We start from the raw sequence: 24659 nt of genomic DNA on the forward strand, positions 1-24659 counted from the left end.
GGGGCCGACAGCGCCGGTCAACCAGAGCAGCATGGGTGCTGAGCGGATAGCAAAAGGCCCCGCCATTGCTGGCGGGGCCTTTCTGTCTGGGGCCGGAGCCTGTGGTCAGGCGCCGAAGGTGCGCTGCCACCAGCCGCGACGGGGTGCAGACTGTTCGCCGGCTTCTGCTTCTGCCGCGACGTCTTCGGTGACCGGCGCTTCTGCGCTGACCGTTTCTGCCGGAGCAGCTTCGGAAGCCACGGCATCGGCCTTCTTGCGGCGCGTGCGCTTGGGCTTTTCCGCCGGGGCTTCAGCTTCGGACGCAGGAGCTTCTACTGGCGCAGCTTCGACGGGCGCAGCTTCGGTTTCAGGTGCAGGCGCTTCAGGAGCGGCTTCCACCTTCTTCTTGCGGGTGCGCTTGGGCTTGGCCGGCGCAGGCGCAGCTTCCTCGACTGCAGGGGCAGAAACCGGAGCTTCCTCGGCTACAGGGGCAGCCTCGGCTTCACCTGCGACATCAGCCTTCTTCTTGCGCGTCCGCTTGGGCTTGGCCGGTGCTGCTTCTGCAACAGGAGCGGCTTCGGCCTCGACCGGAGAAGGCGCTTCGGCTGCGACCGGTTCGGCGACGACCGGTTCGGCGACGACCGGTTCGGCGACGACGGGTTCGGTCGGGGCGGGCTCTGCCGAGGCTTCGGCAGGTTCACCCTGCTCGGCACCAACTTCGCCCTGATCGCCTTCAGCGTGTTCGCCAGCGCCTTCGCCGTTCTCACGGCCACCGCGCCGACGACGACCGCGACGGCGGCGCTTGCGCGGACCACGGTCGTTGCCGTCATCGCCTTCGTCGGTGTGAGCGCCTTCGGTGCCTTCGGCTTCGCTGCCTTCAGCTTCTTCGCCTTCGGCCTCGTCACCTTCTTCGGCTGAGCTTTCGGTCTCGCCGTTCTCATCGCGGCGATCACGGTTGCGGCCACGGCGGCGCTTGCGGCGCTTGCGGCGACTCTCGCGGTCACCCTCGTCACCGTCGCGCGAGCGCTGCTGACGGGGCTGCTCTTCGGTTTCTTCCTCGTCGTCGAAGTCCTCTTCGACCAGATCGTCCTCTTCGGGCTCGATGATCGGTTCGAAGCGGGGGACGAATTCAGGCTTGGGCCCGCGCGAGGCGACGCGCATCTTGGCGCCTTCGTTCTCACCTTCGGGGATCACTTCGACGGTGACGCCGTAGCGCTCCTCGATCTCGGCCAGATCGCCGCGCTTGGCGTTGAGGACGTAGATTGCGGCTTCTTGGCTGGCGTAGAGCGTGACGACGTTGCCCTTGCCCTTGGCGGCTTCGTCTTCGATCAGGCGCAGCGCGGACAGGCCGGCCGACGAAGCGGTGCGGACGAGGCCCGAGCCGTCGCAGTGCGGGCAGGCGCGGGTGGTGGCCTCGAGCACGCCGGTGCGCAGGCGCTGGCGGCTCATTTCCATCAGGCCGAAGCCGGAAATGCGACCGACCTGGATACGGGCGCGATCGTTCTTGAGCGCGTCCTTCATCGCCTTTTCGACTTTACGGATGTTCGATCCGTATTCCATGTCGATGAAGTCGATCACGACGAGGCCGGCCATGTCGCGCAGGCGGAGCTGGCGGGCAATTTCGCGCGCGGCTTCGAGGTTGGTGGCAACCGCGGTCTGCTCGATGCCGTGCTCCTTGGTGGAGCGGCCCGAGTTGATGTCGATCGAGACCAGGGCCTCGGTCGGGTTGATGACGAGGTAGCCGCCAGACTTGAGCTGCACGACCGGGTCGTACATCGCGGTGAGCTGGTCTTCGGCCCCATAGCGCTGGAACAGCGGCACCGGATCGGCATAGGCCTTCACGCGCTTGGCGTGGCTCGGCATCAGGAGCTTCATGAAGTCCTTGGCGGCGCGATAGCCATGCTCGCCCTCGACCACGACTTCCTCGATCTCGCGATTGTAGATGTCGCGTATGGCGCGCTTGATCAGGTCGGAATCCGAATGGATCAGGGCGGGCGCGACCGACTTCATGGTGCGTTCGCGGATCTCGTCCCACAGGCGGGCGAGGTAGTCGAAGTCGCGCTTGATTTCGGGCTTGGTGCGCTGGAGGCCGGCCGTGCGGACGATGCAGGACATCGAGCGCGGCAGTTCCATTTCGGAGATGATCGTCTTCAAGCGCTTGCGATCGGCCGAGGAGCTGATCTTGCGGCTGATGCCACCGCCATGGCTGCTGTTCGGCATGAGCACGCAGTAGCGGCCGGCGAGGCTGAGGTAGGTAGTGAGGGCGGCGCCCTTGTTGCCGCGCTCTTCCTTGACGACCTGGACGAGCAGGACCTGGCGGCGCTGGATCACGTCCTGGATCTTGTAGCGACGGCGCAGCGCCATGCGCTTGGCGCGCAGTTCGTCGGCTTCCTTGCCCTGCGAACGACCGCCCTGACGGCGACGGCCCTGACGGCCGCGACGGCGGTTGCTGTCACCCTCTTCGCCTTCGTCCGAAGCTTGCGAGGTTTCCTCGCCTTCGTCGCCCTCTTCACCTTCGTGGTCGAAACCGTTCTCGACGACGCCGCCTTCGATGGTGGCGACCTGGTCCTTTTCGGACGTGTCGACTTCGGTCACGCCTTCATCAGAATCGTACCCTTCGCCATCGGCGTAGTCTTCGTCTTCCGCGTCTTCAGCGGCACGCAGGGCGGCTTCTTCTTCGGCGTGTGCGGCTTCTTCCGCCAGCAGGGCCTCGCGATCCTCCTTGGGGATCTGGTAGTAATCAGGGTGGATTTCGCTGAACGCCAGGAAACCGTGGCGATTGCCGCCGAAATCGACGAACGCCGCCTGAAGCGAGGGTTCTACACGGGTTACCTTGGCGAGGTAGATATTGCCCTTGATCTGCTTGTGATCAGCAGATTCAAAGTCGAATTCTTCAATCCGATTGCCCTTCAGCACCGCCACCCGGGTTTCTTCCTGGTGGCGCGCATCGATCAGCATGCGCGTGGTCATTACAAATACTCCAGCCGCGCTGCCGCTGGATTGCCTCTGGGGCTACCAATGCGTTTCTGGCGCGGTTCGTTTGGGATGCACGAACGGCAATTGCACGGATCACTCCGTTGCGAATACCATTCGCGAATGCGGGTTTGCCGGATCGGAGCGTTGCGGCGCGCAGCGTATCGACTGCCTTGCCCTGTCGCTCGCCGCCCGGCGGCGGTTGGTTTGTGTCTGCTGTGAAGACAACTCGCGGCGAAGTGCGCGTGCCGGCAAGCGTCCAAGCCGCGACCGCCCCGGTGGGGCAGCTAGGCAGGAACGAAACGCGGCTCATCATCACGGCATCAACCTTGTGGCGTGGAGGAGGGCGCTTGCGCTTCTTTCTCTCCACGTTGGCGGGATCTTCACCAGCGGGCTTTCCCTCGCCCACCGCGGCGCAAGATGTGCGCTTTCCGGCGGTTTCGGCGTGGATGCGCCGGTGCTGGCTTGCCCCGGTAGATGGGTGCTAGCACCCCAATTGCAAACCGGCAATTAAAACAATGCCGGGAACGGCCCGTTAACCATGCCAACGTTTTGGGTCTGGACCGGCAGGGGTGGGGCGGGGCATAGACCGGTTCAGATGGAGAACAAGGGGGTCCTGATCGCGGTCTTTGCCGCGCCGGTTGCGGCGGCGGCACTGATGTGGGCGGCATTTTCATCGGGCCTTGCCGAAATCGAACCGCGATCCGTGCTGCGGCTGGAGATGCCGCCAAGCAGTGGGCGTGTCGGGCTTCCGCCGGTCGAAGGGCCGGCCGATGTCAGCCGGCCACTGGTGGTTATCGACGCCGGGCATGGCGGCCACGATCCCGGTGCGAGCGGTTCGGCGGGGGAGCGCGAAAAGGACCTGACCCTGTTGCTGGCGCAATCCCTGCGCGATGCGCTGCTGGCCGATGGCAAGGTACGGGTGGCGATGACCCGGAACTCGGACCGGTTTCTGGTGCTGGAAGAGCGTGCCGACATTGCGCACCGCCTTGCGGCAGACTTGTTCATATCGGTCCATGCCGACGCTGCGCAGAATGACCTCGCGCAAGGTGCGACGGTCTACACGCTTTCCGGCAAGGCGTCGGACGGTGTTGCCGAAGCGCTGGCGGCGCGGGAGAACAAGGCCGACACTGTCAATGGCGTGAACCTTGAAGGGCAGGGGGCGCAAGTGTCCTCGATCCTTGTCGATCTGGCCCGGCGAGAAATGCGGGAACGGTCGTTGCGGTTCGGGCAACTGGTCGTCCGGGAAGGGCAGGAGACGGTACGCTTTCACCAGACGCCGCAGCGCGAAGCGGCTTTTGTTGTTCTGAAGTCGCTGGACTTGCCTTCTGCCCTGATCGAAGCAGGCTATATTAGCAACGTGGACGATGCGCAGAAGATGCGCGATCCGGCGTGGCGGCGCGCGTTTTCCGGATCGGTGGCGCGGGCGATCGAGATTTTCCTTGCCGAGGGGCAGGTTGGCGCTTCGCCGAATAGTGCGATGCCCTGAGTGCATTGGCTGCAGGTTCGCTCTGGCTTGCCACGGCGCGGGCGTGCTAGAGGCCCTGCAACATGGCCGAAGAGACGTCCCAGCAATCCCGGTTCAAGCTCATCCGCGACGAAGGTCGTGCACGGTGGGGTAACCTTTCCCGGTGGTATCGCACAAAGTGGGGCGAGAGCCGCCGCTTCCGCTTCCTGAACTACGCCATTGGCGCGATTCTGGTAGGCTGGTTCGTGCTGTGGGTGGCGGTGATCCGCACGATGCCTTCGGCTGACACGCTGCTCACCTACCAGCCGCCCTTGCCGACGATGGTGCGGGGCAATGATGGCGAAATCGTTTCCAGCTATGCCCGCGAACGCCGCGTGCAGCTGCGTTTCGTCGATTTCCCCGAGCCGATGATCAATGCGTTCCTTTCGGCCGAGGACAAGACCTTCTGGAGCCATGGCGGGATCGACTACCTCGGCTTTGCCGGGGCGGTGGTCGACTATGTGACCAAGTACGGCTCGGGCGAACGTGCGCGCGGCGGATCGACGATCACCCAGCAGGTGGCCAAGAACATCCTGATCGGCGACGAGTATTCGATCACGCGCAAGCTCAAGGAAATGGTCCTCGCGCGCAGGATCGAGGGCGTGCTGAACAAGCAGCAGATCCTTGAGCTTTATCTCAACGAGATTCCGCTGGGACGGCAGAGCTTCGGCGTGCAGGCTGCAGCGCGCGCCTACTTTGACAAGGACGTGGGTGACCTGCAGCTGCATGAGGCCGCGTTCCTTGCGATCCTGCCCAAGGCCCCGGAACGCTATGGGCGCGCGCAGTATGAAAGCATGGCGATCGAGCGTCGCAACTGGGTGCTCGACCAGATGGTCAAGAACGGCTGGGCGACGCCGCAACAAGCCGCCGCCGCGCAGGCCATGCCGCTGGGCCTCAAGCCGCGTCGGGCGGAGAACTACACGGCCGATGCGGGCTACTTCCTGGAAGAAGTGCGCCGCCAGCTGATCGAGAAATTCGGCGAGAAGGCCGAGGACGGCCCGCACAGCGTCTATGCCGGGGGGCTGTGGGTGCGCACTTCGCTCGATACGCAGTTGCAGACCGCGGCGCAGAATTCGCTGCGGGCGGCTCTGCTGCGCTACTCCGGTGGTCGCGCCTGGCATGGGCCAATCGCACGGCTGGATGTGGATAACGATCGCTGGCAGACCGAGCTGATCACCAGCAACATCTCGATCAACTACCAGAACTGGCGGATCGGCGTGCTGCTTTCGCGCAGCGGCTCTTCGGGCAAGGTGGGTTTTTCGGATGGACAGACTGCCAGTCTGATCGGGCTGCCGGACAGCATCAAGCCGGGTGACGTGACGGCGGTGGCGCCGGTCAATGGCTCGACCTACGCCGTGCGCACGGTACCCGAGGTTTCGGGCGGCATGGTGGTCGAGGACCCGCAGAACGGCCGCGTGCTGGCGATGCAGGGCGGGTTCGACGCGCGGCTGGGCTCGTTCAACCGCGCGACGCAGGCCAACCGCCAGCCGGGCTCGACGATCAAGCCGTTCGTCTATGCCACGGCGCTGGACAACGGGATGACGCCGGCCTCGATGGTCGTCGACGGGACCTTCTGCGTCTATCAGGGCGCGGCACTGGGCGAGAAATGCTTCCGCAACTTCGGCAACGAAGGCGGATCGGGCAGTCACACCATGCGCTGGGGGCTCGAGCAATCGCGCAACCTGATGACGGTGCGGGTGGCCAACGACGTGGGCATGGACAAGGTGGTGCGCACGATCAAGAACGTCGGGATCGGCGAGTACGAGCCTTACCTTTCAATGGCGCTTGGCGCCGGGGACACTACGGTGCTCAAGATGGTCAACGCCTACGCGGCGCTGGCCAACCAGGGGCGTCAGCACAACCCGAGCCTGATCGACTACGTGCAGGACCGCAACGGCAAGGTGATCTGGCGCGCCGACAACCGCCGCTGCGACAACTGCTCCATGGCGCAGTGGGACGGCAAGCCGATGCCGCGCTTCAAGCCGACCGGCAAGCAGGTCATGGACGCGCGCACGGCCTATCAGGTGGTCCACATGCTTGAAGGCGTGGTGGTGCGCGGCACGGCGGTGACGTTGTGCGATCTCAACCTGCCGCTGTTCGGCAAGACCGGGACGACCTCCGGCCCGACCAACGTGTGGTTCGTGGGGGGCTCGCCGGACATCATCGCGGGCGTCTATATCGGTTACGACCAGCCGCGCAGCCTTGGCGGATACGCACAGGGGGGGCGCATCGCGGCGCCGGTCTTCAAGCAGCTGGTACAGGAGACCCGGGCGCGCTGGAAGGACATTCCCTTCGCAGTTCCCGAGGGCGTGCGAATGGTCAAGATCGACCGCGTTTCAGGCAAGCGCGTGTTCGGTGGGACGCCCGAGAACGACGTGGCGAAGGCGTCGGTCATCTGGGAAGCCTTCAAGCCGGACACCGAACCCCGCCGCACGGCCCGCGAAGGTGAAGTCAGTGCCAAGCAGGCGGTGATTGACGCATTGCGCAGAGCGCGTGCCGCGCGCGGCATTCCGGAAGGCGGCGCCGAGGAGGCGCCGGTGGAGCAGGACTTCCTGGAGGAGCGGGGCGGAATCTACTGATCAGCCGAAGAGCGGAGAGCTGCCCCGAAAGGCATTGGCGATGAGGGGTGAGGTCTGTTAGCGTCCCCGCATGACGATCCGCACCCTCTTTGCTGCCGCCGCAGCCTTCGCCGTTTCCGTTTCCGCTCCGGCCCTTGCCGAGCTGCCGACCGGTGCGAGAGCGCCGGATTTCGCAGCGCAAGGGGCGCTGGCTGGCAAGCCGTTCTCGTTCAAGCTGCATCAGGCGCTGAAGAAGGGACCGGTGGTGCTGTACTTCTACCCCAAGGCGTTCACGCAAGGGTGCACGCTGGAAGCGCACGCCTTTGCCGAAGCGACCGCGCAGTTCAAGGCGGCGGGCGCGACGGTCATCGGCATGTCGAACGACGACGTGGCGACGCTGCAGAAGTTCTCGACCGAGGCCTGCCGCGACAAGTTCGCTGTAGCCAGCGCCAGCCCCGCGCTGATCAAGGCCTATGATGTGGACCTGCGCAAGCCTGATGGTTCCTCGACCGGACTGACCAAGCGCACCAGCTATGTCATCGCCCGCAACGGCAAGATCGTGATGGTTCATTCTGACATGGACTATCGCGACCACGTGAAGATGACGCTTGCTGCGGTGCGCAAGCTCAAGGGCTGAACGCGCGCCCCATTACGCACTCGGCATTTCACGCTTGGGCTTTACATGCCTGCCCGCTTCGCTAAGCGGCGCAGTTCGTTCTTGTTTCGAATTGACCGGAGTTCAGCCCCATGCGTGCCGAAGGGCAGGCCCATATCGACCGCATCAATGCCGCGCTGGCGCTGGTGCGCAAGTTCCTCGACTGGGATCGCGCCGTGCGCCGTCTCGACGAGCTGAACGCCCGCGTCGAGGACCCGAAGCTGTGGGATGATCCCAAGAAGGCCGAAGAGGTGATGCGCGAGCGCAGGCGGCTCGAGGCCTCGATCGGGACGGTGAACGAGATCGGTCAGGAAATGGCCGATGCGATAGAATTCATCGAGCTTGGCGAAATGGAAGGCGACGAGGCCACGGTGAACGAAGGCCTTGCCACGCTGGCCGCGCTGGCCGACCGCGCCGACAACGACAAGGTGCAGGCCCTGCTTGCCGGGGAGGCTGACGCCAACAACTGCTTCCTTGAAGTCCATGCCGGCGCCGGCGGGACAGAAAGCCAGGACTGGGCGGAAATGCTGCAGCGCATGTATACGCGCTGGGCGGAGCGCCATGGCTACAAGGTCGATTTGGTCGATTATCACGCGGGCGAAGCCGCAGGCATCAAGTCTGCCACCCTGCTGATCAAGGGCGAGAACGCCTATGGTTATGCCAAGACCGAGAGCGGCGTGCACCGTCTGGTTCGCATCAGCCCCTATGACAGTTCGGCGCGGCGGCACACCTCGTTCAGCTCGGTCTGGGTCTATCCCGAGATCGACGACAACATCGAGGTCGAGATCAACCCGGCGGACCTGAAGATCGATACCTATCGCGCTTCGGGTGCGGGCGGGCAGCACGTCAACACCACCGATTCGGCGGTGCGCATCACGCACATTCCGACCGGGATCATCGTTGCCAGCCAGAACGACCGCAGCCAGCACAAGAACCGCGCAACCGCGATGGGCATGCTGAAGGCGCGTATCTACGAAGCAGAACTGGCCAAGCGCGAGGCCGCGGCGAGCGGCGAATATGCCGCCAAGACCGAGATCGGCTGGGGACACCAGATCCGGTCCTACGTGCTGCAGCCTTATCAGCAAGTGAAGGACCTGCGGACCGGGGTGGTCTCCACCAACCCGACCGAAGTTCTCGATGGCGCGCTTGACCCGTTCATGGCTGCCGCACTTTCGCAGAAGGTGACGGGCGAGAAGGTGACCGTGGAGGATGACGACTGATGCGGCGGGCTTCGGCCCATCGTTCAGTCGCACTCGCCGTGTTGGCGTCGCTGGCCATTGCTGCGTGCAAGCCGCAGGTGGACGACAAGCGTCCTGAAACGTCGCGTGAGTTTCCTACCGCTGACCGCCCCGTTTCCGGCGTGGTCAGCAACGCTTTTTCCAACGAGCAGGAACGTGACCGCCTGGGCGAGGCGGACATGGTGATGAACCTGGCCGGGATACAGCCGGGCATGAGCGTTGCCGACATCGGGGCGGGCGAAGGTTACTACACCGTACGCCTTGCCGAGCGGGTCGGCAGCAAGGGGCGCGTGCTGGCGCAGGACATCGATGGCGACGCCTTGCGGCGGCTTGGGTCACGTGTCGAACATGACCGGCTGGACAACGTCTCGATCAAGCCAGGCGGCGTGGACGATCCGCGCTTGCCCGAACGCAGCTTCGACCGCGTGCTGATGATCCATATGTATCACGAAGTGACTGAGCCTTATGCGTTCCTGTGGCGGATGTGGCCTTCATTGAAGGCGGGGGGTAAGATCGTGGTGGTCGATCTCGATCGTTCGACCGACCGGCACGGCATTCCTCCGGCGTTGCTGATCTGCGAACTGGAAGCCGTGGGCTTTCGCTTGGATGAATTTCACCGTAAACCAGAGATTGCGGGGTATTATGCCCAGTTCGTCGCGGCGAAGAGCCGTCCCGAACCGGGCGAGATAAAGCCGTGCCGTCTGAAGACGGCCAAGGGTGCGAGCGCGACAAGCGCGTTGAAAGGAAATTGATGTCTGCGTTCAAGGGGTTGAAGCCGATTCTCTATGGTGGCCGCGAGGTTTGGCCGCTGGTCGAGGGCGGCAAGGGTGTTGCGGCGACCAATCACATGAGCTCGGGCGCGTGGGCCGCTGCCGGGGGGATCGGCACGGTGAGCGCGGTCAATGCCGACAGCTACGATGCCGAAGGCAAGATCATTCCACAGGTTTATAATGCCCTCACGCGCAAGGAACGCCACGAGGAACTGATCAAGTACGCCATCGATGGCGCGGTCGAACAGGTCAGGCGTGCCTATGACATTGCCGGTGGCAAGGGCGCGATCAACATCAACGTGCTGTGGGAAATGGGCGGCGCGCAAGCCGTGCTCGAAGGCGTGCTGGAAAAGACCCGCGGGCTGGTGACGGGCGTGACCTGCGGGGCGGGCATGCCCTACAAGCTTTCCGAGATCGCGGCGCGGTTCAACGTGAACTATCTGCCGATCGTGTCCTCAGGCCGTGCATTTCGTGCGCTTTGGAAGCGGGCCTATCACAAGGTCTCGCACCTGCTGGCGGCGGTGGTGTACGAAGATCCGTGGCTGGCGGGTGGGCACAACGGTCTTTCCAACGCGGAAGATCCCAGGAAGCCGGAAGATCCCTATCCCCGCGTCAAGGCACTGCGCGACGTGATGCGCGCCGAGGGTGTCTCGGATGACGTGCCGATCGTTATGGCAGGTGGCGTGTGGTTCCTGCGCGAGTGGAACGACTGGATCGACAATCCGGAACTGGGCGCGATTGCCTTCCAGTTTGGCACGCGCCCGTTGCTGACCGAGGAAAGTCCGATCCCGCAGGGGTGGAAGGATCACTTGCGCACGCTTGAGCCGGGCGACGTACTGCTGCACCGCTTCTCGCCCACGGGCTTCTATTCCTCGGCCGTGCGCAATCCTTTCCTGCGCGCCCTGGAAGCACGTTCCGAGCGGCAGATCCCGTACTCGCGCGTCGAGGCCGGTGAGCATACCGCGCAGCTGGACGTTGGTGTGCGGGGCAAGAACTTCTGGGTGACGCCGAACGATCTGGCCCGGGCGCGTGAATGGCATGGCGCGGGGTTTGTGCACGCGTTGCGCACGCCGGACGACACCATGGTGTTCGTGACGCCGGAAGAGCGTGACGAGATCCAGCAGGATCAGAAAGACTGCATGGGTTGCCTGTCGCACTGCGGGTTCTCTTCATGGAAAGACCATGACGATTACACCACCGGGCGCCTCGCTGACCCGCGCAGCTTCTGCATCCAGAAGACCTTGCAGGACATCGCGCACGGCGGCGACATCGACAAGAACCTGATGTTCGCAGGCCACGCGGCCTATCGCTTCAAGCAGGATCCGTTCTATTCGAACAACTTCACCCCGACGGTGAAGCAGCTCGTCGACCGGATCCTGACCGGGGACTGACACTTGCCGGCCAACGGAGCGTCCCGCGCTTTGCCGGCGCGACGCTCCGTTCAGGCCGGAATGCTGGACCTGCGTTCGGCTGGCAGATGACCCTTGTCTGGCTTGCGGAATTCGAGATCGAGAAATCGTTCGAGCACGAACATCTTGACCGCGAAGCGGGCTTCCACGGGCGAAAGATCGGGCTTCTTCGCCGCGATGCGCGTGAAATGGTGACGCGCTTCGACTATCGGCATGCCTGCAGGCAGCGTAGCCTTGACCTCGGTGACGAGTTGGCGAGCAGCTGCGATCTTTTCCATGGCCTGTTCCTCGGTCAATTCCCCTGCGCGCGCCCTTTGCTGGACCCTGCAGAAGAATTTTGAACAGACCGATGGGCGCCATTGTTCATAGCGGGCGCAACAGGCACCATCGAGATATCGGCAGGCAAATACGAAAGTGGGATGGCCTTGCGCGTTGCGCGATGTCGTCAGACCGATGCTTTCGACATCGCGGACTTCGTCTTCGCGGATCTTGGCATCTTCGTAGAGCGTGCCGTCACAACACAGGCCGCATGCCAGGCAAAGCCTGCTTTCCAGCGTGAGATCAGGTGCGAGTGCCGACATCCGGCGAGCATATATTTGACATCGGCGCGCCGCCATTTGTCGGAAGGCAAGCATGGCGGGGAAATTAGTCACCAAGCCCGAATAACTTTAGGCAAGGCCGCGACCGAGGTTCGCTAAGCTGCGCCCGCGTCTTGCCGGGAGAGTGCCGGTTGTGCCGCACTGCGCAGATGAGCACGCTTCGCTCCTCTGAACGCGCTATCGAGGAAGCGTTCCAGCACGAACATCTTGACGACGAAGGTGGCTTCATCGGGCGCGATATCCGGGCGCTTCGCTGCGAGATCCTTGAAGAGCCTGCGCGCCTGCGAGATTGGCACCCCCGGTGGCAGCAAGGCCTTGATTTCCTCAGTCATCTGCCGGGCGCGAGCAATGATGCTGAAAGCTTCATCCTCGGCCAGCTCTTGCTTGCCTACGCGCTTCTGGACCTGGCAGAAGTAATCGCCACAGACCGACGGCCGCCAATCCCGGTATCGGGTGCAGGCCGTACCATCGAGATAGTGGCAGCCAAGCAGAAATGCCGGCTCGTCATTGGTCGTGCGTATGGTCTGCAGGCCGATCCCTGCCGTGTCCTCGACCTCTTCTTCCTCGATGTGGGCAAAGCCGAACACTGTACCATCGCAGCACAGACCGCAGGCCAGGCAAAGCCTGCTTGCCGTGGAAAGGTCGTCAGCATCGGGCATCGGCATGATGATACTGACGGCAGCGCAGGCTCGCTACTTATCGAAGGTCATGGAATCACAGAAAATTCTACAGGGTGCCGATCATAACTAAAGGAAGGCGGTGTTGGGTCGTGGAGGTTACGCGGCCTGCTGTCCGGAAGGCTCTTGACGGAACATCGCCTTGCGGGGATCGCGAAAATAGCGGTCCAGGAGGAGGTCGAACGCGGTCAGCTTGAGCACGAAAGCCGTTTCTGATGCGGTGCGCTCGGCGCTGGCGGCGAGCTGTCCGCGGCGGTCACGTGCAGCGTTGAGGGTCTCGCCTGCGATCAGGAATGGTTGCAACTGTTCGCGCGCCCTCAACATTTCGTCCACGCGGCGGAACGCCTCGGCACTCTCGATCTCGTCGGCGCGCAAGGCTTTCAGCGTCTTGCAACGGAACTTCCGGCAGGTTTCGGGGCGGATCGGATAGATCTGGCAGCTCTGGCAGACCGAATGCGGACAAGGCTGGAAGAAGATCGCATCGGTTTCGCGCGATTGCATCGCGAAACGATCGCCAAGCGCCTGCTCCTCGTCGCGGCTGACTTCGACGTATGTGAAAATCGTGCCGTCGCAGCAGGCTGCGCAGCCTGTGCACAGATCCTGTTCGAGGAGGGACGGGGCTTTGGCCTCGGTTGCGGTCATGGCAGCAGACTATGGCCGGGCTTTGGCCGCTGCAAGGCGCGACTTGGGCAAGCCACGCCTTGCCAGCGACCGATCAATCGAATTCCCAGGCGCGTTCGCCATGGCTGGTGATGTCGAGCCCCTCGCGCTCCTCGTCTTCGCTGACGCGCATGGGGATGACCATCGAAACCATGAGCGAACAGACGACGGTCGCTATGCCGCTCCATATCGCCACGATCCCGACGCCGGCAACCTGGGCGACGACCTGGCGGCCGAGTGTCATGCCCTCGGCAAAGCCGGTGCCGCCGAAGGATGGCGAGATGAACACGGCCAGCAGCAGGGACCCGATCATTCCGCCAACGCCGTGCACGGCGAAGACATCGAGCGAATCGTCGATCTCGAGCCGCTGCTTGACCAGCTGGATCATGGGATAGCAGACAGCCGCAGCCACCACGCCGAACAGCATGGACGAACCGGGGGCAATGAACCCGGCGGCAGGCGTCACGGTGGCGAGGCCGGCGATGGCGCCGGTGGCAAAGCCGACAGAGGTGGCCTTGCCGACGCTGAGCTTTTCGATGCCGATCCAGACCAGCGCCGCGACGCAGGCTGCGAGATGCGTGTTGATGATGGCCGAGGCGGCATCGTCATTGGCGGCGAGGGCCGAGCCCCCGTTGAAGCCGAACCAGCCGACCCAGAGGAGGGCGGCCCCCGCCATGGTGAGGGCAGGGCTGTGCGGCAGCATCAACGTCTTGGGGAAGCCGGAGCGCTTGCCCAGCAGCATCGCGACGACCAGCGCCGATACGCCGGCAGTGGTGTGAACCACGATCCCGCCCGCGAAATCGAGCGTGCCGAAGCGGCTTGCCAGCCAGCCGCCGCCCCAGACCCAGTGTGCGACCGGTGCATAGACCAGCAGGCTCCACAGTGCGGAGAAGGCGACGACCCAGCCGAAGCGCGCGCGATCGACCCAGGCACCGACCATCAGCGCGGGCGTGATGAGTGCGAAGCACATCTGGAACAGGGCGAAGGCGCTTTCGGGAATGGCAGTGTTGGCGCGGACGTTGCCGAGGTTCAGGAGCATCCAGGCGTTGCCAGCGCCGAGCCATCCGCCCGAGACGTCGCCGAAGGCCAGAGTATAGCCGACCATCACCCAAAGCACAGACGCGACGGCCGCGATTGCACCCACTTGCACGAGCACGGCAAGGAAGCCCTTGGCGCGGACGAGACCTCCGTAGAACAGTGTAAGCCCCGGCATCGCCATCATCAGCACGAAGGCCGAGGAAACCAGAATCCAGGCGGTGTCGCCGGTATCGGCAACGTCTTCGACGCTGACAGCGCCTTGGGCATGGGCCAATGCGGGCAGCAGGATTGCTCCTGCAGCGCAGGCCATCGCCAGTAGTTTACGCATGCGTGACTCTCCCCCTCGCGCAGCGGTGCTGCACCAGATCGTCTCCGCGCGGGGCTTTAGAGCAACATTGCGGCAGCGCACAAGCGCGCCAGCAACCGTTTGTTGTGCGAAACGCGACGAACGGTTCCAGTTTCGGACAATTGCAAGTCGTCAGACGAGACCCTCGAGCACCTGGTCTGGCGGGCGATGACCATCTGCCCAGAAGCGGATGTTGGCGATGACCTTGTCACCCGAAGCGATGCGGCCCTCGAATGTGGCGCTGCCCATGTGTGGCAGGATTGCGACGTTGTGGTGGGCCAGGAGACGCGCATCGACCTGCGGTTCGTGTTCGAACACGTCCAGGCCGGCACCACCGATGCGGCCATCGACCAACGCCGCGATGAGGGCCTCCTCCTCGATCAGCTGGCCTCTTGCCGTGTTCACGATGTAGGCGTGCGGCTTCATCAGGCTGATGCGTCGCGCGTCGATCATGTGATGCGTTTCGGGCGTTGCCGGGCAGTGCAGCGTCAGAATGTCCGCCTCGGCGACCAGTCTGTCGAGGTCGGGCTCGAAACTTGCGCCGAACATCGTCTCGAGCGCTTCGGGCAGACGGTGGCGGCTGTTGTAGAGGACATTGAGGCCGAAGGCCCTGGCGCGATGCGCCACGGCCTGGCCTATGCGCCCCATGCCGATGATGCCCAGCGTCTTTCCGGCGAGCCGGTGGCCAAGCATGGTGGAAGGAGCCCAGCCTTCCCACTTGCCGGCGCGCAGCGTGCGGCCGCCATAGTTCAAGCGGCGGGCGACCGAGATGATCAGGGCGATCGTCATGTCCGCGGTGTCGTCGGTAAATACGCCGGGCGTGTTCGTGACGATGATCTTGCGCGCTCGGGCGGCGGCAAGGTCGATATGTTCGGTGCCCGCACCGAAGTTGGCGATCAGGCCGAGCTGCGGACCCGCTTCGGCGATCATTGCCGCGTCGATGCGATCCGTTACGGTGGGGACGAGGACATGGGCCGATTGCATCGCCGCAACAAGCTGATGGCGCGACATGGCGCGGTCTTCGGCATTCAGGGATACGTCGAAAAGTTCGTTCATCCGCGCTTCCGTTTCCGGGAGCAGGCGGCGGGTGACGGCGACGCGCGGGGTGCCATCGACGCGGCGGGTCGGGCGATAGTCGGCGGAACTCGGCATGGATGCAAAGCTAGGCCCGGGGTGGGGCAGCGGTCAAGCATGGTGACGGCCCGCCATCGTGGACAGAGCACGCTGTGGTGTTGCTCTTGCCGGTCATTTTTGCGACGGCTGGTACATGATCAATCGCTACAGTCGTGCCCCTGCTGCCGTTATCGCATCAGTCGCCTGGGCCCTGCTTGCGCCGACGGCTCTTGCGCAGGACGCAGAAGACGGCGTGCCGTATTGGGTATCGACCCGCAAGGACACCGCGAACATGCGCGTGGGACCGGGTCGGGAATATCGGATAAACTGGACCTACACGCGCAAGGGCGTACCCATGAAAGTGCTGCGCGTGATGGGGGGGTGGCGCCTGGTCGAAGATCCCGATGGGGCGCGCGGCTGGATGCTCGCGCAATTCCTGAGCAGGGACCAGACCGGAATCGTCAAGGGCGCCATCACCGGCCTGCGCGAAAACAAGGACGGATCCGGGCGTCTGCTCTGGCGCGTCGCCCCGGGGGTCATGGGCAAGATCGGCGATTGCAAGGCTGGCTGGTGCAGCTTCGACGTTGACGGTCGCAAAGGCTATATCAAGGCGACGACCGTGTGGGGCGCGGGCAAGCCCTGACGCTGCCTTGTTCCTGATGCGAAAAGACCCCGGCCTTGCGGTCGGGGTCTTTCGTTGTTCCGGGCGTTGTGCCGGACTGTTGCCGATCAGACCAGTTCGATGGCCAGGGCCGTCGCTTCACCGCCGCCGATGCAGAGGCTGGCAACGCCCTTGGTCTTGCCATGCTTCCTGAGGGCGGCGATCAGCGTGGTGACGATGCGGGTGCCCGACGCACCGATGGGATGGCCGAGCGCCGTTGCGCCGCCATGGACGTTGATCTTTTCGTGCGGGATGCCGAGGTCGTGCATCGCGAACATGGCAACGCAGGCGAAGGCTTCGTTGACTTCGAACAGGTCGACATCGGCGATCGACCACCCGGCCTTGTCGAGAACCTTCTGGATCGCACCGACGGGGGCCGTGGTGAAGTCCTTGGGTTCCTGGGCGTGGGCGGCAAGCGCGACGACCTTTGCGACCGGGGCGAGGCCCGCCGCCTTGGCAGTGCTTTCACGGGCCAGCACGACAGCGGCGGCACCGTCTGAAATCGACGAGGACGTGGCTGCGGTGATCGTGCCGTCCTTGGCAAAGGCAGGCTTCAGCGACGGAATCTTGTCCGGGCGGCCCTTGCCGGGTGCCTCGTCGGTGTCGACAGTGACTTCGCCGCCGCGCGTCTTGACGGTGACGGGGGCGATCTCGTCCTTGAAGGTGCCATCGGCAACAGCAGTCTGGGCGCGGCGCAGCGATTCGACGGTGTAGGTGTCCTGCTGTTCGCGGGTCAGCTGATAGGCGTTGGCGGTGTCCTGCGCGAAAGTGCCCATGGCGCGGCCGGCTTCATAGGCATCTTCGAGGCCATCGAGGAACATGTGGTCGTAGGCGGTGTCATGGCCGATGCGCGCGCCCGAGCGGTGCTTCTTGAGCAGGTACGGCGCGTTGGTCATCGATTCCATCCCGCCGGCAACAACGACATCGACACTGCCCGAGGCGAGGGCTTCGGCGCCCATGATGATCGTCTGCATGCCCGAGCCGCAAACCTTGTTGACCGTGGTCGCCTGAACCGACTTGGGCAGGCCAGCCTTGATAGCCGCCTGGCGAGCAGGGGCCTGACCGAGGCCTGCAGGAAGCACGCAGCCCATGTAAATGCGGTCGATGCCATCGGGCGATACGCCTGCGCGCTCGACCGCGGCCTTGACTGCGGTGGCGCCGAGATCTGTGGCAGAAACATCTGCCAAGGCTCCCTGCATCGCGCCCATGGGGGTGCGGGCATAGGACAGGATGACGACGGGATCGGCTGACGAGAACTGTGCCATGTCTTGACTGACCTTTGCATTTGGCCCTTGTGTCTGGGCGCTGATGCGCGGGCTTGTGTGCTCCCGCGTTCATCCGCGTACATAGTGCTGCACTGCAGCGAACGCAAATGGGGCATTGGTCGAACAGATGCTGGGTCCTGCATTTTCGAGCCTGCCTGCAGGCGTTCCGCTGGTCGGTTCGGCCATTCTGGGCGCAATTGTCGGGAGTTTTCTAGGCGCTGCTCTGGAGCGTTTGCCTTCGGGACGTTCGGTCGTGACCGGTCGGTCCGCCTGCGACGGGTGCGGCAAGGCTCTGACGGTGGTCGAACTGGTGCCTGTTCTGTCGTGGATGATGCAATGGGGGAAGTGCCGCTCCTGCGGTGCGCGCATCGGCGGATGGCAGCTTGCCTGCGAACTGGGCGGCGCCGCCATTGGCGTGGCATCGCTGTTGCTGGCGCGTGAAGGCCTGGCGCTCGCCGCCATGCTGCTGGGGTGGCAGTTGCTGCTGCTGGCGTTGCTCGATCTGCGACACTTGTGGTTGCCGCGGTTGCTTGTGGGCTGGCTGGCCGCAAGCGGGCTGCTTGTGTCAATCGCCCGCGCCAGAGTGATCGATGACGCAGGAGTGATCGGTATAGCCGTTGCCGGGGGCGTGTTGGGTTATGCTCTGCTGTGGCTGATCGCGAGGTTCTATCTCAAGGCTCGCGGGCGCGAGGGGATGGGCTCGGGCGATCCTCCGCTGCTCGGCGCGATCGGGCTCTGGCTGGGGCCGCTGGGTGTCGTCGAGACGATGCTTGGTGCAAGCATCATCGGCATTGCAGCGGCTATTGTCATGCTTGTCAGCAATCGTAAGATCGACGTTGACACGGCACTGCCGCTGGGGACCTGCCTTGCCGCTACGGCATGGCTGCTCTTCCTTTTGCAGGGGCCGGGCTGAAAGCGATTCGGGGAGCGGGGCGACATGTTCAAGGAAACGGCGCGCGACGAAATGATGACTGCGCTCGGCAAGCAGCGCGAGGCCTTTATGGCAGCCCGGCCCGAGCCTCTGTCGACGCGCAACGACCGTCTGGAGCGCTGCGCCAGGATGCTGCTGGCCCATGGCGAGGATTTCGCCAGAGCGATGAGCGCCGACTTCGGCCACCGCAGCCACGAGCAGTCGATGCTGACCGATATCATGCCCTCGATCAGCCTGATCCGCTATTCGCAGAAGCGGATGAAGGCATGGAGCAAGCCCGAGAAGCGCCACGTCAACTTTCCGTTGAACCTTTTGGGGGCGCGGGCCGAGGTGCGCTATGAGCCCAAGGGCGTGATCGGCATCGTCGCGCCGTGGAACTTCCCGGTCGGGTTGACGATGGGGCCGCTGGCGCAGGCCTTTGCGGCGGGGAACCGGGCGATGCTCAAGCCAAGCGAGTTTACCGAGCGGACCTCGGAACTCATGGCGGAGTTGTTTCCGAAGTTCTTCGGGGATGACGAGGTGGCCGTCATTCTGGGCGGGCCTCAGACGGGACAGGACTTCTGCTCGCTGCCGTTCGATCACCTCCTGTTCACCGGGGCGACCTCGATCGGCAAGCACGTGCTTCACGCGGCGGCGGACAATCTGGTGCCGGTGACGCTGGAACTGGGCGGCAAGTCGCCCACCATTCTCGGACGCAGCGCCGACGTTGCCAAGGCGGCGGAGCGGATCGCGCTCGGCAAGATGATGAACGCAGGCCAGATCTGCCTGGCGCCGGACTACATGCTGGTGCCCGAGGAACTGGAGCACAAGGCCATCGGAGCGGTGCAGGCGAGCGTGGCGCGGATGTATCCGACGCTGCTGGCGAACGACGATTACACCTCTGTGATCAACCGGCGTCACCGTGATCGACTGGCGGGGCTGGTCGACGATGCCGTGGCAAAGGGCGCCGAGGCGATTGTCGTAAATCCGGGCAACGAGAACTTCGAAGGGGCGAACGGCTACAAGCTGCCCCTGACGATCCTGCGCAACGTCAGTGACGACATGAAGGTCATGCAGGACGAGATCTTCGGGCCGGTCCTGCCGGTGAAGACCTATTCGCGGATCGATGAAGCCATCGATTACGTCAATGCCCACGACCGACCGCTGGGGCTCTATTACTTTGGCGAGGATCGGGTCGAGCGTGAGGCAGTGCTCAGCCGGACGATCTCGGGCGGGGTGACCGTCAATGATGTTATTTTTCATGTCTCGGCCGACGACTTGCCGTTCGGCGGAGTGGGGCCTTCCGGCATGGGGAGCTATCATGGCGTGGAAGGCTTCCGTTCGTTCAGCCATGCCCGTGCCGTCTACAGCCAACCGAAGATCGACCTCGCCAGGATCGCGGGCCTCAAGCCGCCATACGGTGCTGCCACGGCGCGCACGCTGAAGATGCAGCTGAAGTAAGCAAGGCATACGAATGGCAGGGCGGCGGCCGTACGTCGCCCAATCACGCTGCACTGGGAAAAGGGCAGGCAATTCCGCCCTTAGTGCAATGCACCCCACTTGCGTACAGGCGCGGTCGGGACTAGGGCGCAGGCGAACCTGCAGCTTCGCGAGTCAGCCCTTTGGTCGATCTGTCTCAATACCTGCCGATCCTGATCTTTCTCGGGATCGCCTTGGCGCTTTCTTCCGCATTCGTGTTCCTGCCGATGGGCGTGTCGCGCCTGACCGGCGCACACAATCCCACCGCGGAAAAGCTCAGCGAGTATGAATGCGGCTTCCCCGCGTTCGAAGACCCGCGCAGCCAGTTCGACGTGCGGTTCTATCTCGTCGCGATCCTGTTCATCATCTTCGATCTCGAAGCCGCGTTCCTGTTTCCGTGGGCGGTCAGCCTGAAGGAAACCGGTTGGGCCGGGTGGACGACCATGATGGTCTTCCTCGGCGAACTGGTGATCGGCTTCATCTATGCCTGGAAGAAGGGCGCGCTGGACTGGGAATGAGCAACATGGCCACTAACCCGCTCGTTACTGCCAATGCCGGTGCCGTTACGGCGCCGGACCAGGCGTTTTTCGACAGCCTCAATGCCGAGGTGAACGACAAGGGCTTCCTCGTCACCAGCACCGAAGAGCTGTTCCAGTGGGCCCGCACCGGCTCGCTGTGGTGGATGACCTTCGGCCTTGCCTGCTGCGCGGTCGAGATGATCCACGTCAACATGCCCCGCTATGACATGGAACGCTTTGGCGTTGCCCCGCGCGCCTCGCCGCGCCAGTCGGACGTGATGATCGTGGCCGGCACGCTGTGCAACAAGATGGCCCCGGCACTGCGCAAGGTCTATGACCAGATGTCGGACCCCAAGTACGTGATCTCGATGGGTTCGTGCGCCAATGGCGGCGGCTACTATCACTACAGCTATTCGGTAGTGCGCGGCTGCGATCGCATCGTGCCGGTGGACATCTACGTGCCCGGCTGCCCGCCAACTGCCGAAGCGCTGCTCTATGGCGTGATGCAGTTGCAGCGGAAGATCCGCCGCGCCGGCACGATCGAGCGCTGAGGAGCAAGGAACAATGACCGTTCTCCACTCCGCGCCGCGCTGGTTCTCGAACGAGGGCGTGAAGGATGCGCTGGCGGCTGCACTGGGCGCGATGCTGGTTTCGGCTGACGAGGAGCATGGCGAAATCCTGCTCACCGTCGCGCGTGACAGCGTCGAGGATGCGCTGCGCCGATTGCGTGACGAGCACGAATACCAGCAGCTGATGGACATCGCAGGCGTCGACTATCCGCAGCGGGCCGAGCGCTTCGACGTCTGCTACTGCCTGCTCTCGGTGACGAAGAACCACCGCGTGATCGTCAAGGTCTCGACCGACGAGGCGACGCCGGTGCCGACCGTGACGACGCTGTGGCCGAACGCCGGCTGGTACGAGCGCGAAGTCTACGACATGTTCGGCGTGCTGTTTTCGGGCAATTCGGACCTGCGCCGCATCCTCACCGACTATGGCTTCCAGGGACACCCGTTCCGCAAGGACTTCCCGCTGACCGGCTATGTCGAGCTGCGCTATTCGGAAGAAGACAAGCGCGTGGTCTATGAGCCGGTGCAGCTGGCGCAGGATCTTCGCCAGTTCGACTTCATGAGCCCATGGGAAGGCGCGGACTATGTGCTGCCGGGTGACGAGAAGGCTGCGACCCCGCCGCCTGCTTCGGCTCCGGTGGCGACCAAGCCCGACACCAAGGGCGATCCGAAGGCCGACGTGCCCAAGACGACCGACAAGCCTGCCGACACCGGCGCTGGCGAGAAGGCCAATGCCGAGGCGGCCAAGCCGGTTTCTGATGCGAAGGCCACCGGCGGCACTGTCGCGGGTCAGGGCCAGGGCGAGCCGGTTGCGGTGAAGACCGAAATTGACGCTCCCGATGCGCCCGAGCCGACCGAGGCTCGCCCGGCGAAGAAGCCGCGCGCAACGAAGACTGCCGATACCGAGGGCGCGACCGAAGCGGCCGACAAGCCCAAGCGGACGCGCGCGAAGAAGACCGATGGAGAAGGCGCATGAGCCTGAGCCTCGAACAGTCGCCGACCACCGGCGACGAGGTCATTTCCAACTACACGATCAACTTCGGGCCCCAGCACCCGGCGGCGCACGGCGTGCTGCGCATGGTCATGGAGCTTGACGGCGAGATCATCGAACGCATCGACCCGCACGTCGGCCTGCTCCATCGCGGCACCGAGAAGCTGATCGAGCACAAGACCTACCTGCAGGCGCTGCCCTACTTCGACCGGCTCGACTACTGCTCGCCGCTGGCCATGGAGCACTCCTATGTGCTCGCGGTCGAAAAGCTGCTGAACATCGAGGTTCCGCTGCGCGCCCAGTACCTGCGCGTGCTGTTCGCGGAACTGACCCGAATCTGCAACCACATGCTTAACCTCGGCAGCCATGTCATGGACGTTGGCGCGATGACGCCGAACCTGTGGCTGTTCGAGATCCGCGAGGACTGCCTCAACTTCTTCGAGCGCGCTAGCGGAGCGCGCATGCACTCGGCATGGTTCCGCCCTGGCGGCGTGCACCAGGACGTGCCGCTCAAGCTGCTGACCGACATGGCGGACTGGATTGACGACCGCCTGTTCCCGCTGTTCGAGGACGCGATGAGCCTCGTGGTCGACAACCGCATCTTCAAGCAGCGCAACGTCGACATCGCCATGGTTTCCAAGGAAGACGCGCTGCGCTGGGGCTTCTCCGGCCCGATGATCCGTGGTTCGGGCATTCCGTGGGACTTGCGCAAGAGCCAGCCCTACGACGTCTATGACCGCATGGAGTTCGACATTCCCGTCGGCACCAGCGGCGACTGCTATGACCGCTTCATGGTCCGCGTCGAGGAAGTGCGCCAGTCGGCCCGCATCATGCGCCAGTGCATCGCGCAGATGCCCGAAGGCCCGATTGCCAGCACAGACCGCAAGGTGGTGCCGCCCAAGCGCGCCGAGATGAAGCAGTCGATGGAAGCGCTGATCCATCACTTCAAGCTCTACACCGAAGGCTTCCACGTTCCGGCGGGCGAAGTCTATGTGGCGACCGAAAGCCCCAAGGGCGAATTCGGCGTCTATCTGGTCTCGGACGGTTCGAACAAGCCCTACCGCTGCAAGATCCGCCCGACCGCGTTCAGCCACCTCCAGGCGATGGACTTCATGTGCAAGGGCCACATGCTGCCCGACGCCACCGCCATCCTCGGCGCGATCGACGTGGTGTTCGGGGAGTGTGACCGGTGAGCGGCGAAGATCTGATGATTTTCTGTCGACAGCCCGTGGTTGTTGGCGGCGAAACATTCAACGTTGTTGCGGGGCTTCGGTCGGACCGACCCGGTGAAATTATTGTTCGGACGATGGATGATAATGATTACCCGGACGACCGTTTCCCCGTGGAGATTATTCCCGCAGCCGCTGGGATTGTTCTCAGGACTGGACCAAGCTTTTATCCTTGGGAAGAGCTTATGCAGAGGGCAGAGCATCGCTTGAGGGGGCAGCTCTGATGTCAAACCTTGAAACCGCGAAGGCGATGATCGCCGCCTACAACGCGCAGGACGTGGATACTTACGTCTCCTACATGACCGACGATGCCTGCGAGGCGAACTATCGCGGGGACGTGGTGCGTGAGGGGAAGGAAGGCACGCGCTCGGGCCTCGCCGCCGCGTTTGCGCGCTGGCCGCAGAACCATGCCGAGATTGTCGAGGCTCAGGCCATCGGCAACTACGTGCTGATGCGCGAGCATGTGACGCGCGGTCCCGCGACCGATGGTTCGGCGCTGGTCGAGCCGTTCGATGTGATCGCAGTCTATTCTTTCGAGGGCGCAAAGTGCTCTCGGGTGGAGTTTATCCGGTGAAGTCCACGTTTGACCTCATGCGCCTCTGGGCTATGCTGACGGGCCTCGCGCTCGCCGCGTGGTACTTCGGCGAACTGTACCTCGGCGCGCAGGCGACCGAGACGCTGCCGATGCTGATCGCCGCGATCGGCGGGTTCGAGCTGTTCCACTATGCGCAGGACATCCTGATCAAGCGGGGGCGGAGCAATGGCTGATCGCTTCATCGAACCCGACACTCCCGAGCTGCGCGCCCGCTGGGGCGGCTTTGCGTGGACGCCCGAGAATGCCGAGCAGGCCAAGGTCATCGTCGGCCGCTATCCGGCGGGGCGTCAGCGCTCGGCGGTGATGCCGCTCCTCGATCTGGCGCAGCGCCAGGTGGGGGCGGAGCTGAACACGCAAGGCTGGCTGCCGATCCCGGTGATGGAATACGTGGCCAAGTACCTCGACATGCCGGTGATCCGCGTGGTCGAGGTGGCGACGTTCTACACGATGTACAACATCGCCCCGATCGGCCGCTTCCACGTGCAGGTCTGCGGCACCACGCCGTGCATGCTGCGCGGGTCCGACGACATCATGGCCGCCTGCAAGGGCAAGGGCCTGAAGAAGGGCCACACGACGCCTGACGGCCTGTTCACGCTGACCGAGGTCGAGTGCATGGGCAACTGTGCGTCTGCTCCGATGGTCCAGATCAACGACGACAACTACGAAGACCTCACCGCCGCCGACATGGAGCGCATCCTTGACGAGCTGGCCGCAGGCAAGCAGCCGAAGACCGGCACGCAACTGCCGGGCCGTCATACGGTGGAACCGGCAGGTGCCTTGAGCAACCTGACGGCGATGGTCGATGCCAACCACGACTATCGAGGGGAGTGGTAGGATGAACCAACACCCCAACCCCGCTCAGGCTGAGCTTGTCGAAGCCCGCCCGCTGCCGTCGCGTTTTGCCATCATCCTTCGACAGGCTC

The 24659-nt window shown here is 64.0% G+C and carries 25 protein-coding genes; 18 read left to right on the forward strand and 7 right to left on the reverse strand.

Annotated features, from left to right (window positions below; translation table 11 throughout):
* Positions 1-105: 105 nt before the first annotated feature.
* Entirely contained in the window at positions 106-2949 is a 2844-nt protein-coding gene (locus AX703_RS01255; protein WP_062342080.1) for a ribonuclease E/G, read from the reverse strand.
* Here AX703_RS01255 and AX703_RS27720 point away from each other — a divergent pair.
* The 7 genes from AX703_RS27720 (at position 2936) to AX703_RS01285 (ending at position 11071) form a co-directional block, all read left to right on the forward strand.
* Positions 2936-3466: a hypothetical protein gene (locus AX703_RS27720; RefSeq protein ID WP_197423576.1), complete on the forward strand. Its 531-nt coding sequence runs from the start codon at positions 2936-2938 to the stop codon at positions 3464-3466. The genes AX703_RS01255 and AX703_RS27720 overlap by 14 nt on opposite strands.
* Before the next feature lie 84 nt (positions 3467-3550).
* Positions 3551-4441 carry an N-acetylmuramoyl-L-alanine amidase gene (locus AX703_RS01260; RefSeq protein WP_231735301.1) on the forward strand — a complete coding sequence of 297 codons (891 nt, stop codon included), beginning with the start codon at positions 3551-3553 and terminating at the stop codon, positions 4439-4441.
* Positions 4442-4503: 62 nt separating this feature from the next.
* On the forward strand, positions 4504-7038 hold the full coding sequence (locus AX703_RS01265; RefSeq protein ID WP_062342084.1) for a penicillin-binding protein 1A: 2535 nt from the start codon (positions 4504-4506) through the stop codon (positions 7036-7038).
* 70 nt (positions 7039-7108) lie between these two features.
* Positions 7109-7654 carry a peroxiredoxin gene (locus AX703_RS01270; protein WP_062342086.1) on the forward strand — a complete coding sequence of 182 codons (546 nt, stop codon included), beginning with the start codon at positions 7109-7111 and terminating at the stop codon, positions 7652-7654.
* Positions 7655-7764: 110 nt separating this feature from the next.
* On the forward strand, positions 7765-8892 hold the full coding sequence (prfB, locus tag AX703_RS01275) for a peptide chain release factor 2 (RefSeq protein ID WP_039331382.1): 1128 nt from the start codon (positions 7765-7767) through the stop codon (positions 8890-8892).
* A complete protein-coding gene (locus AX703_RS01280; RefSeq protein ID WP_039331380.1) occupies positions 8892-9662 on the forward strand; it encodes a methyltransferase domain-containing protein in 771 nt (256 codons plus the stop codon). Before prfB ends, AX703_RS01280 begins: the two co-directional genes overlap by 1 nt.
* Positions 9662-11071 (forward strand): nitronate monooxygenase family protein, encoded by a 1410-nt coding sequence (locus AX703_RS01285; RefSeq protein WP_039331378.1) that lies wholly within the window; start codon positions 9662-9664, stop codon positions 11069-11071. Before AX703_RS01280 ends, AX703_RS01285 begins: the two co-directional genes overlap by 1 nt.
* 50 nt (positions 11072-11121) lie before the next feature.
* Here the strand turns inward: AX703_RS01285 and AX703_RS01290 are convergent, their stop codons facing one another.
* The 5 genes from AX703_RS01290 to AX703_RS01310 all read right to left on the reverse strand — a co-directional run bounded on the left by AX703_RS01290 (position 11122) and on the right by AX703_RS01310 (position 15561).
* The gene (locus AX703_RS01290; RefSeq protein WP_062342088.1) at positions 11122-11670 is read right to left on the reverse strand and encodes a YkgJ family cysteine cluster protein; all 549 of its coding nucleotides are present in this window, start codon (positions 11668-11670) and stop codon (positions 11122-11124) included.
* Between the two features lie 113 nt (positions 11671-11783).
* Entirely contained in the window at positions 11784-12353 is a 570-nt protein-coding gene (locus tag AX703_RS01295; protein ID WP_062342090.1) for a YkgJ family cysteine cluster protein, read from the reverse strand.
* A 111-nt stretch (positions 12354-12464) separates the two neighbouring features.
* The gene (locus AX703_RS01300) at positions 12465-13007 is read right to left on the reverse strand and encodes a zinc/iron-chelating domain-containing protein (RefSeq protein WP_062342091.1); all 543 of its coding nucleotides are present in this window, start codon (positions 13005-13007) and stop codon (positions 12465-12467) included.
* Between the two features lie 73 nt (positions 13008-13080).
* Positions 13081-14391 carry an ammonium transporter gene (locus AX703_RS01305; protein WP_039331372.1) on the reverse strand — a complete coding sequence of 437 codons (1311 nt, stop codon included), beginning with the start codon at positions 14389-14391 and terminating at the stop codon, positions 13081-13083.
* Positions 14392-14541: 150 nt separating this feature from the next.
* Positions 14542-15561 carry a D-glycerate dehydrogenase gene (locus tag AX703_RS01310; RefSeq protein ID WP_062342093.1) on the reverse strand — a complete coding sequence of 340 codons (1020 nt, stop codon included), beginning with the start codon at positions 15559-15561 and terminating at the stop codon, positions 14542-14544.
* 115 nt (positions 15562-15676) lie between these two features.
* On the opposite strand from AX703_RS01310, the gene AX703_RS01315 reads away from it, so the two are divergent.
* Positions 15677-16165, forward strand: a complete 489-nt coding sequence (locus AX703_RS01315) for an SH3 domain-containing protein (protein ID WP_082734339.1) — start codon at positions 15677-15679, stop codon at positions 16163-16165.
* An 86-nt stretch (positions 16166-16251) separates the two neighbouring features.
* Here AX703_RS01315 and AX703_RS01320 read toward each other — a convergent pair whose 3' ends face one another.
* A complete protein-coding gene (locus AX703_RS01320; RefSeq protein WP_062342095.1) occupies positions 16252-17448 on the reverse strand; it encodes an acetyl-CoA C-acyltransferase in 1197 nt (398 codons plus the stop codon).
* Positions 17449-17575: 127 nt separating this feature from the next.
* Here AX703_RS01320 and AX703_RS01325 point away from each other — a divergent pair, with 127 nt between their 5' ends.
* From AX703_RS01325 to AX703_RS01370, 10 genes are all read left to right on the forward strand, one after another.
* Entirely contained in the window at positions 17576-18361 is a 786-nt protein-coding gene (locus AX703_RS01325; RefSeq protein WP_062342097.1) for an A24 family peptidase, read from the forward strand.
* A 24-nt stretch (positions 18362-18385) separates the two neighbouring features.
* Positions 18386-19819 (forward strand): coniferyl aldehyde dehydrogenase, encoded by a 1434-nt coding sequence (locus AX703_RS01330; protein WP_082734340.1) that lies wholly within the window; start codon positions 18386-18388, stop codon positions 19817-19819.
* Positions 19820-19980: 161 nt separating this feature from the next.
* Positions 19981-20355, forward strand: coding sequence for an NADH-quinone oxidoreductase subunit A (locus AX703_RS01335; protein WP_039331365.1), 375 nt, complete (start codon positions 19981-19983; stop codon positions 20353-20355).
* On the forward strand, positions 20352-20906 hold the full coding sequence (locus AX703_RS01340) for an NADH-quinone oxidoreductase subunit B family protein (protein ID WP_039331362.1): 555 nt from the start codon (positions 20352-20354) through the stop codon (positions 20904-20906). The genes AX703_RS01335 and AX703_RS01340 overlap by 4 nt, the downstream gene beginning before the upstream one ends.
* A 13-nt stretch (positions 20907-20919) precedes the next feature.
* Entirely contained in the window at positions 20920-21897 is a 978-nt protein-coding gene (locus tag AX703_RS01345; protein WP_062342099.1) for an NADH-quinone oxidoreductase subunit C, read from the forward strand.
* Positions 21894-23105, forward strand: a complete 1212-nt coding sequence (locus AX703_RS01350) for an NADH-quinone oxidoreductase subunit D (protein WP_062342101.1) — start codon at positions 21894-21896, stop codon at positions 23103-23105. Before AX703_RS01345 ends, AX703_RS01350 begins: the two co-directional genes overlap by 4 nt.
* Positions 23102-23365, forward strand: a complete 264-nt coding sequence (locus tag AX703_RS01355) for a hypothetical protein (RefSeq protein ID WP_062342103.1) — start codon at positions 23102-23104, stop codon at positions 23363-23365. The genes AX703_RS01350 and AX703_RS01355 overlap by 4 nt, the downstream gene beginning before the upstream one ends.
* Positions 23365-23715, forward strand: a complete 351-nt coding sequence (locus AX703_RS01360) for a nuclear transport factor 2 family protein (protein ID WP_062342105.1) — start codon at positions 23365-23367, stop codon at positions 23713-23715. Before AX703_RS01355 ends, AX703_RS01360 begins: the two co-directional genes overlap by 1 nt.
* A complete protein-coding gene (locus AX703_RS01365) occupies positions 23712-23909 on the forward strand; it encodes a hypothetical protein (RefSeq protein WP_062342107.1) in 198 nt (65 codons plus the stop codon). The genes AX703_RS01360 and AX703_RS01365 overlap by 4 nt, the downstream gene beginning before the upstream one ends.
* Positions 23902-24570, forward strand: coding sequence for an NAD(P)H-dependent oxidoreductase subunit E (locus AX703_RS01370; protein WP_062342109.1), 669 nt, complete (start codon positions 23902-23904; stop codon positions 24568-24570). Before AX703_RS01365 ends, AX703_RS01370 begins: the two co-directional genes overlap by 8 nt.
* The last annotated feature ends 89 nt before the right edge of the window (positions 24571-24659 follow it).

The sequence above is a fragment of the Novosphingobium sp. CCH12-A3 genome (assembly GCF_001556015.1).
In the GTDB taxonomy this organism is placed as follows: Bacteria; Pseudomonadota; Alphaproteobacteria; order Sphingomonadales; family Sphingomonadaceae; genus Novosphingobium; species Novosphingobium subterraneum.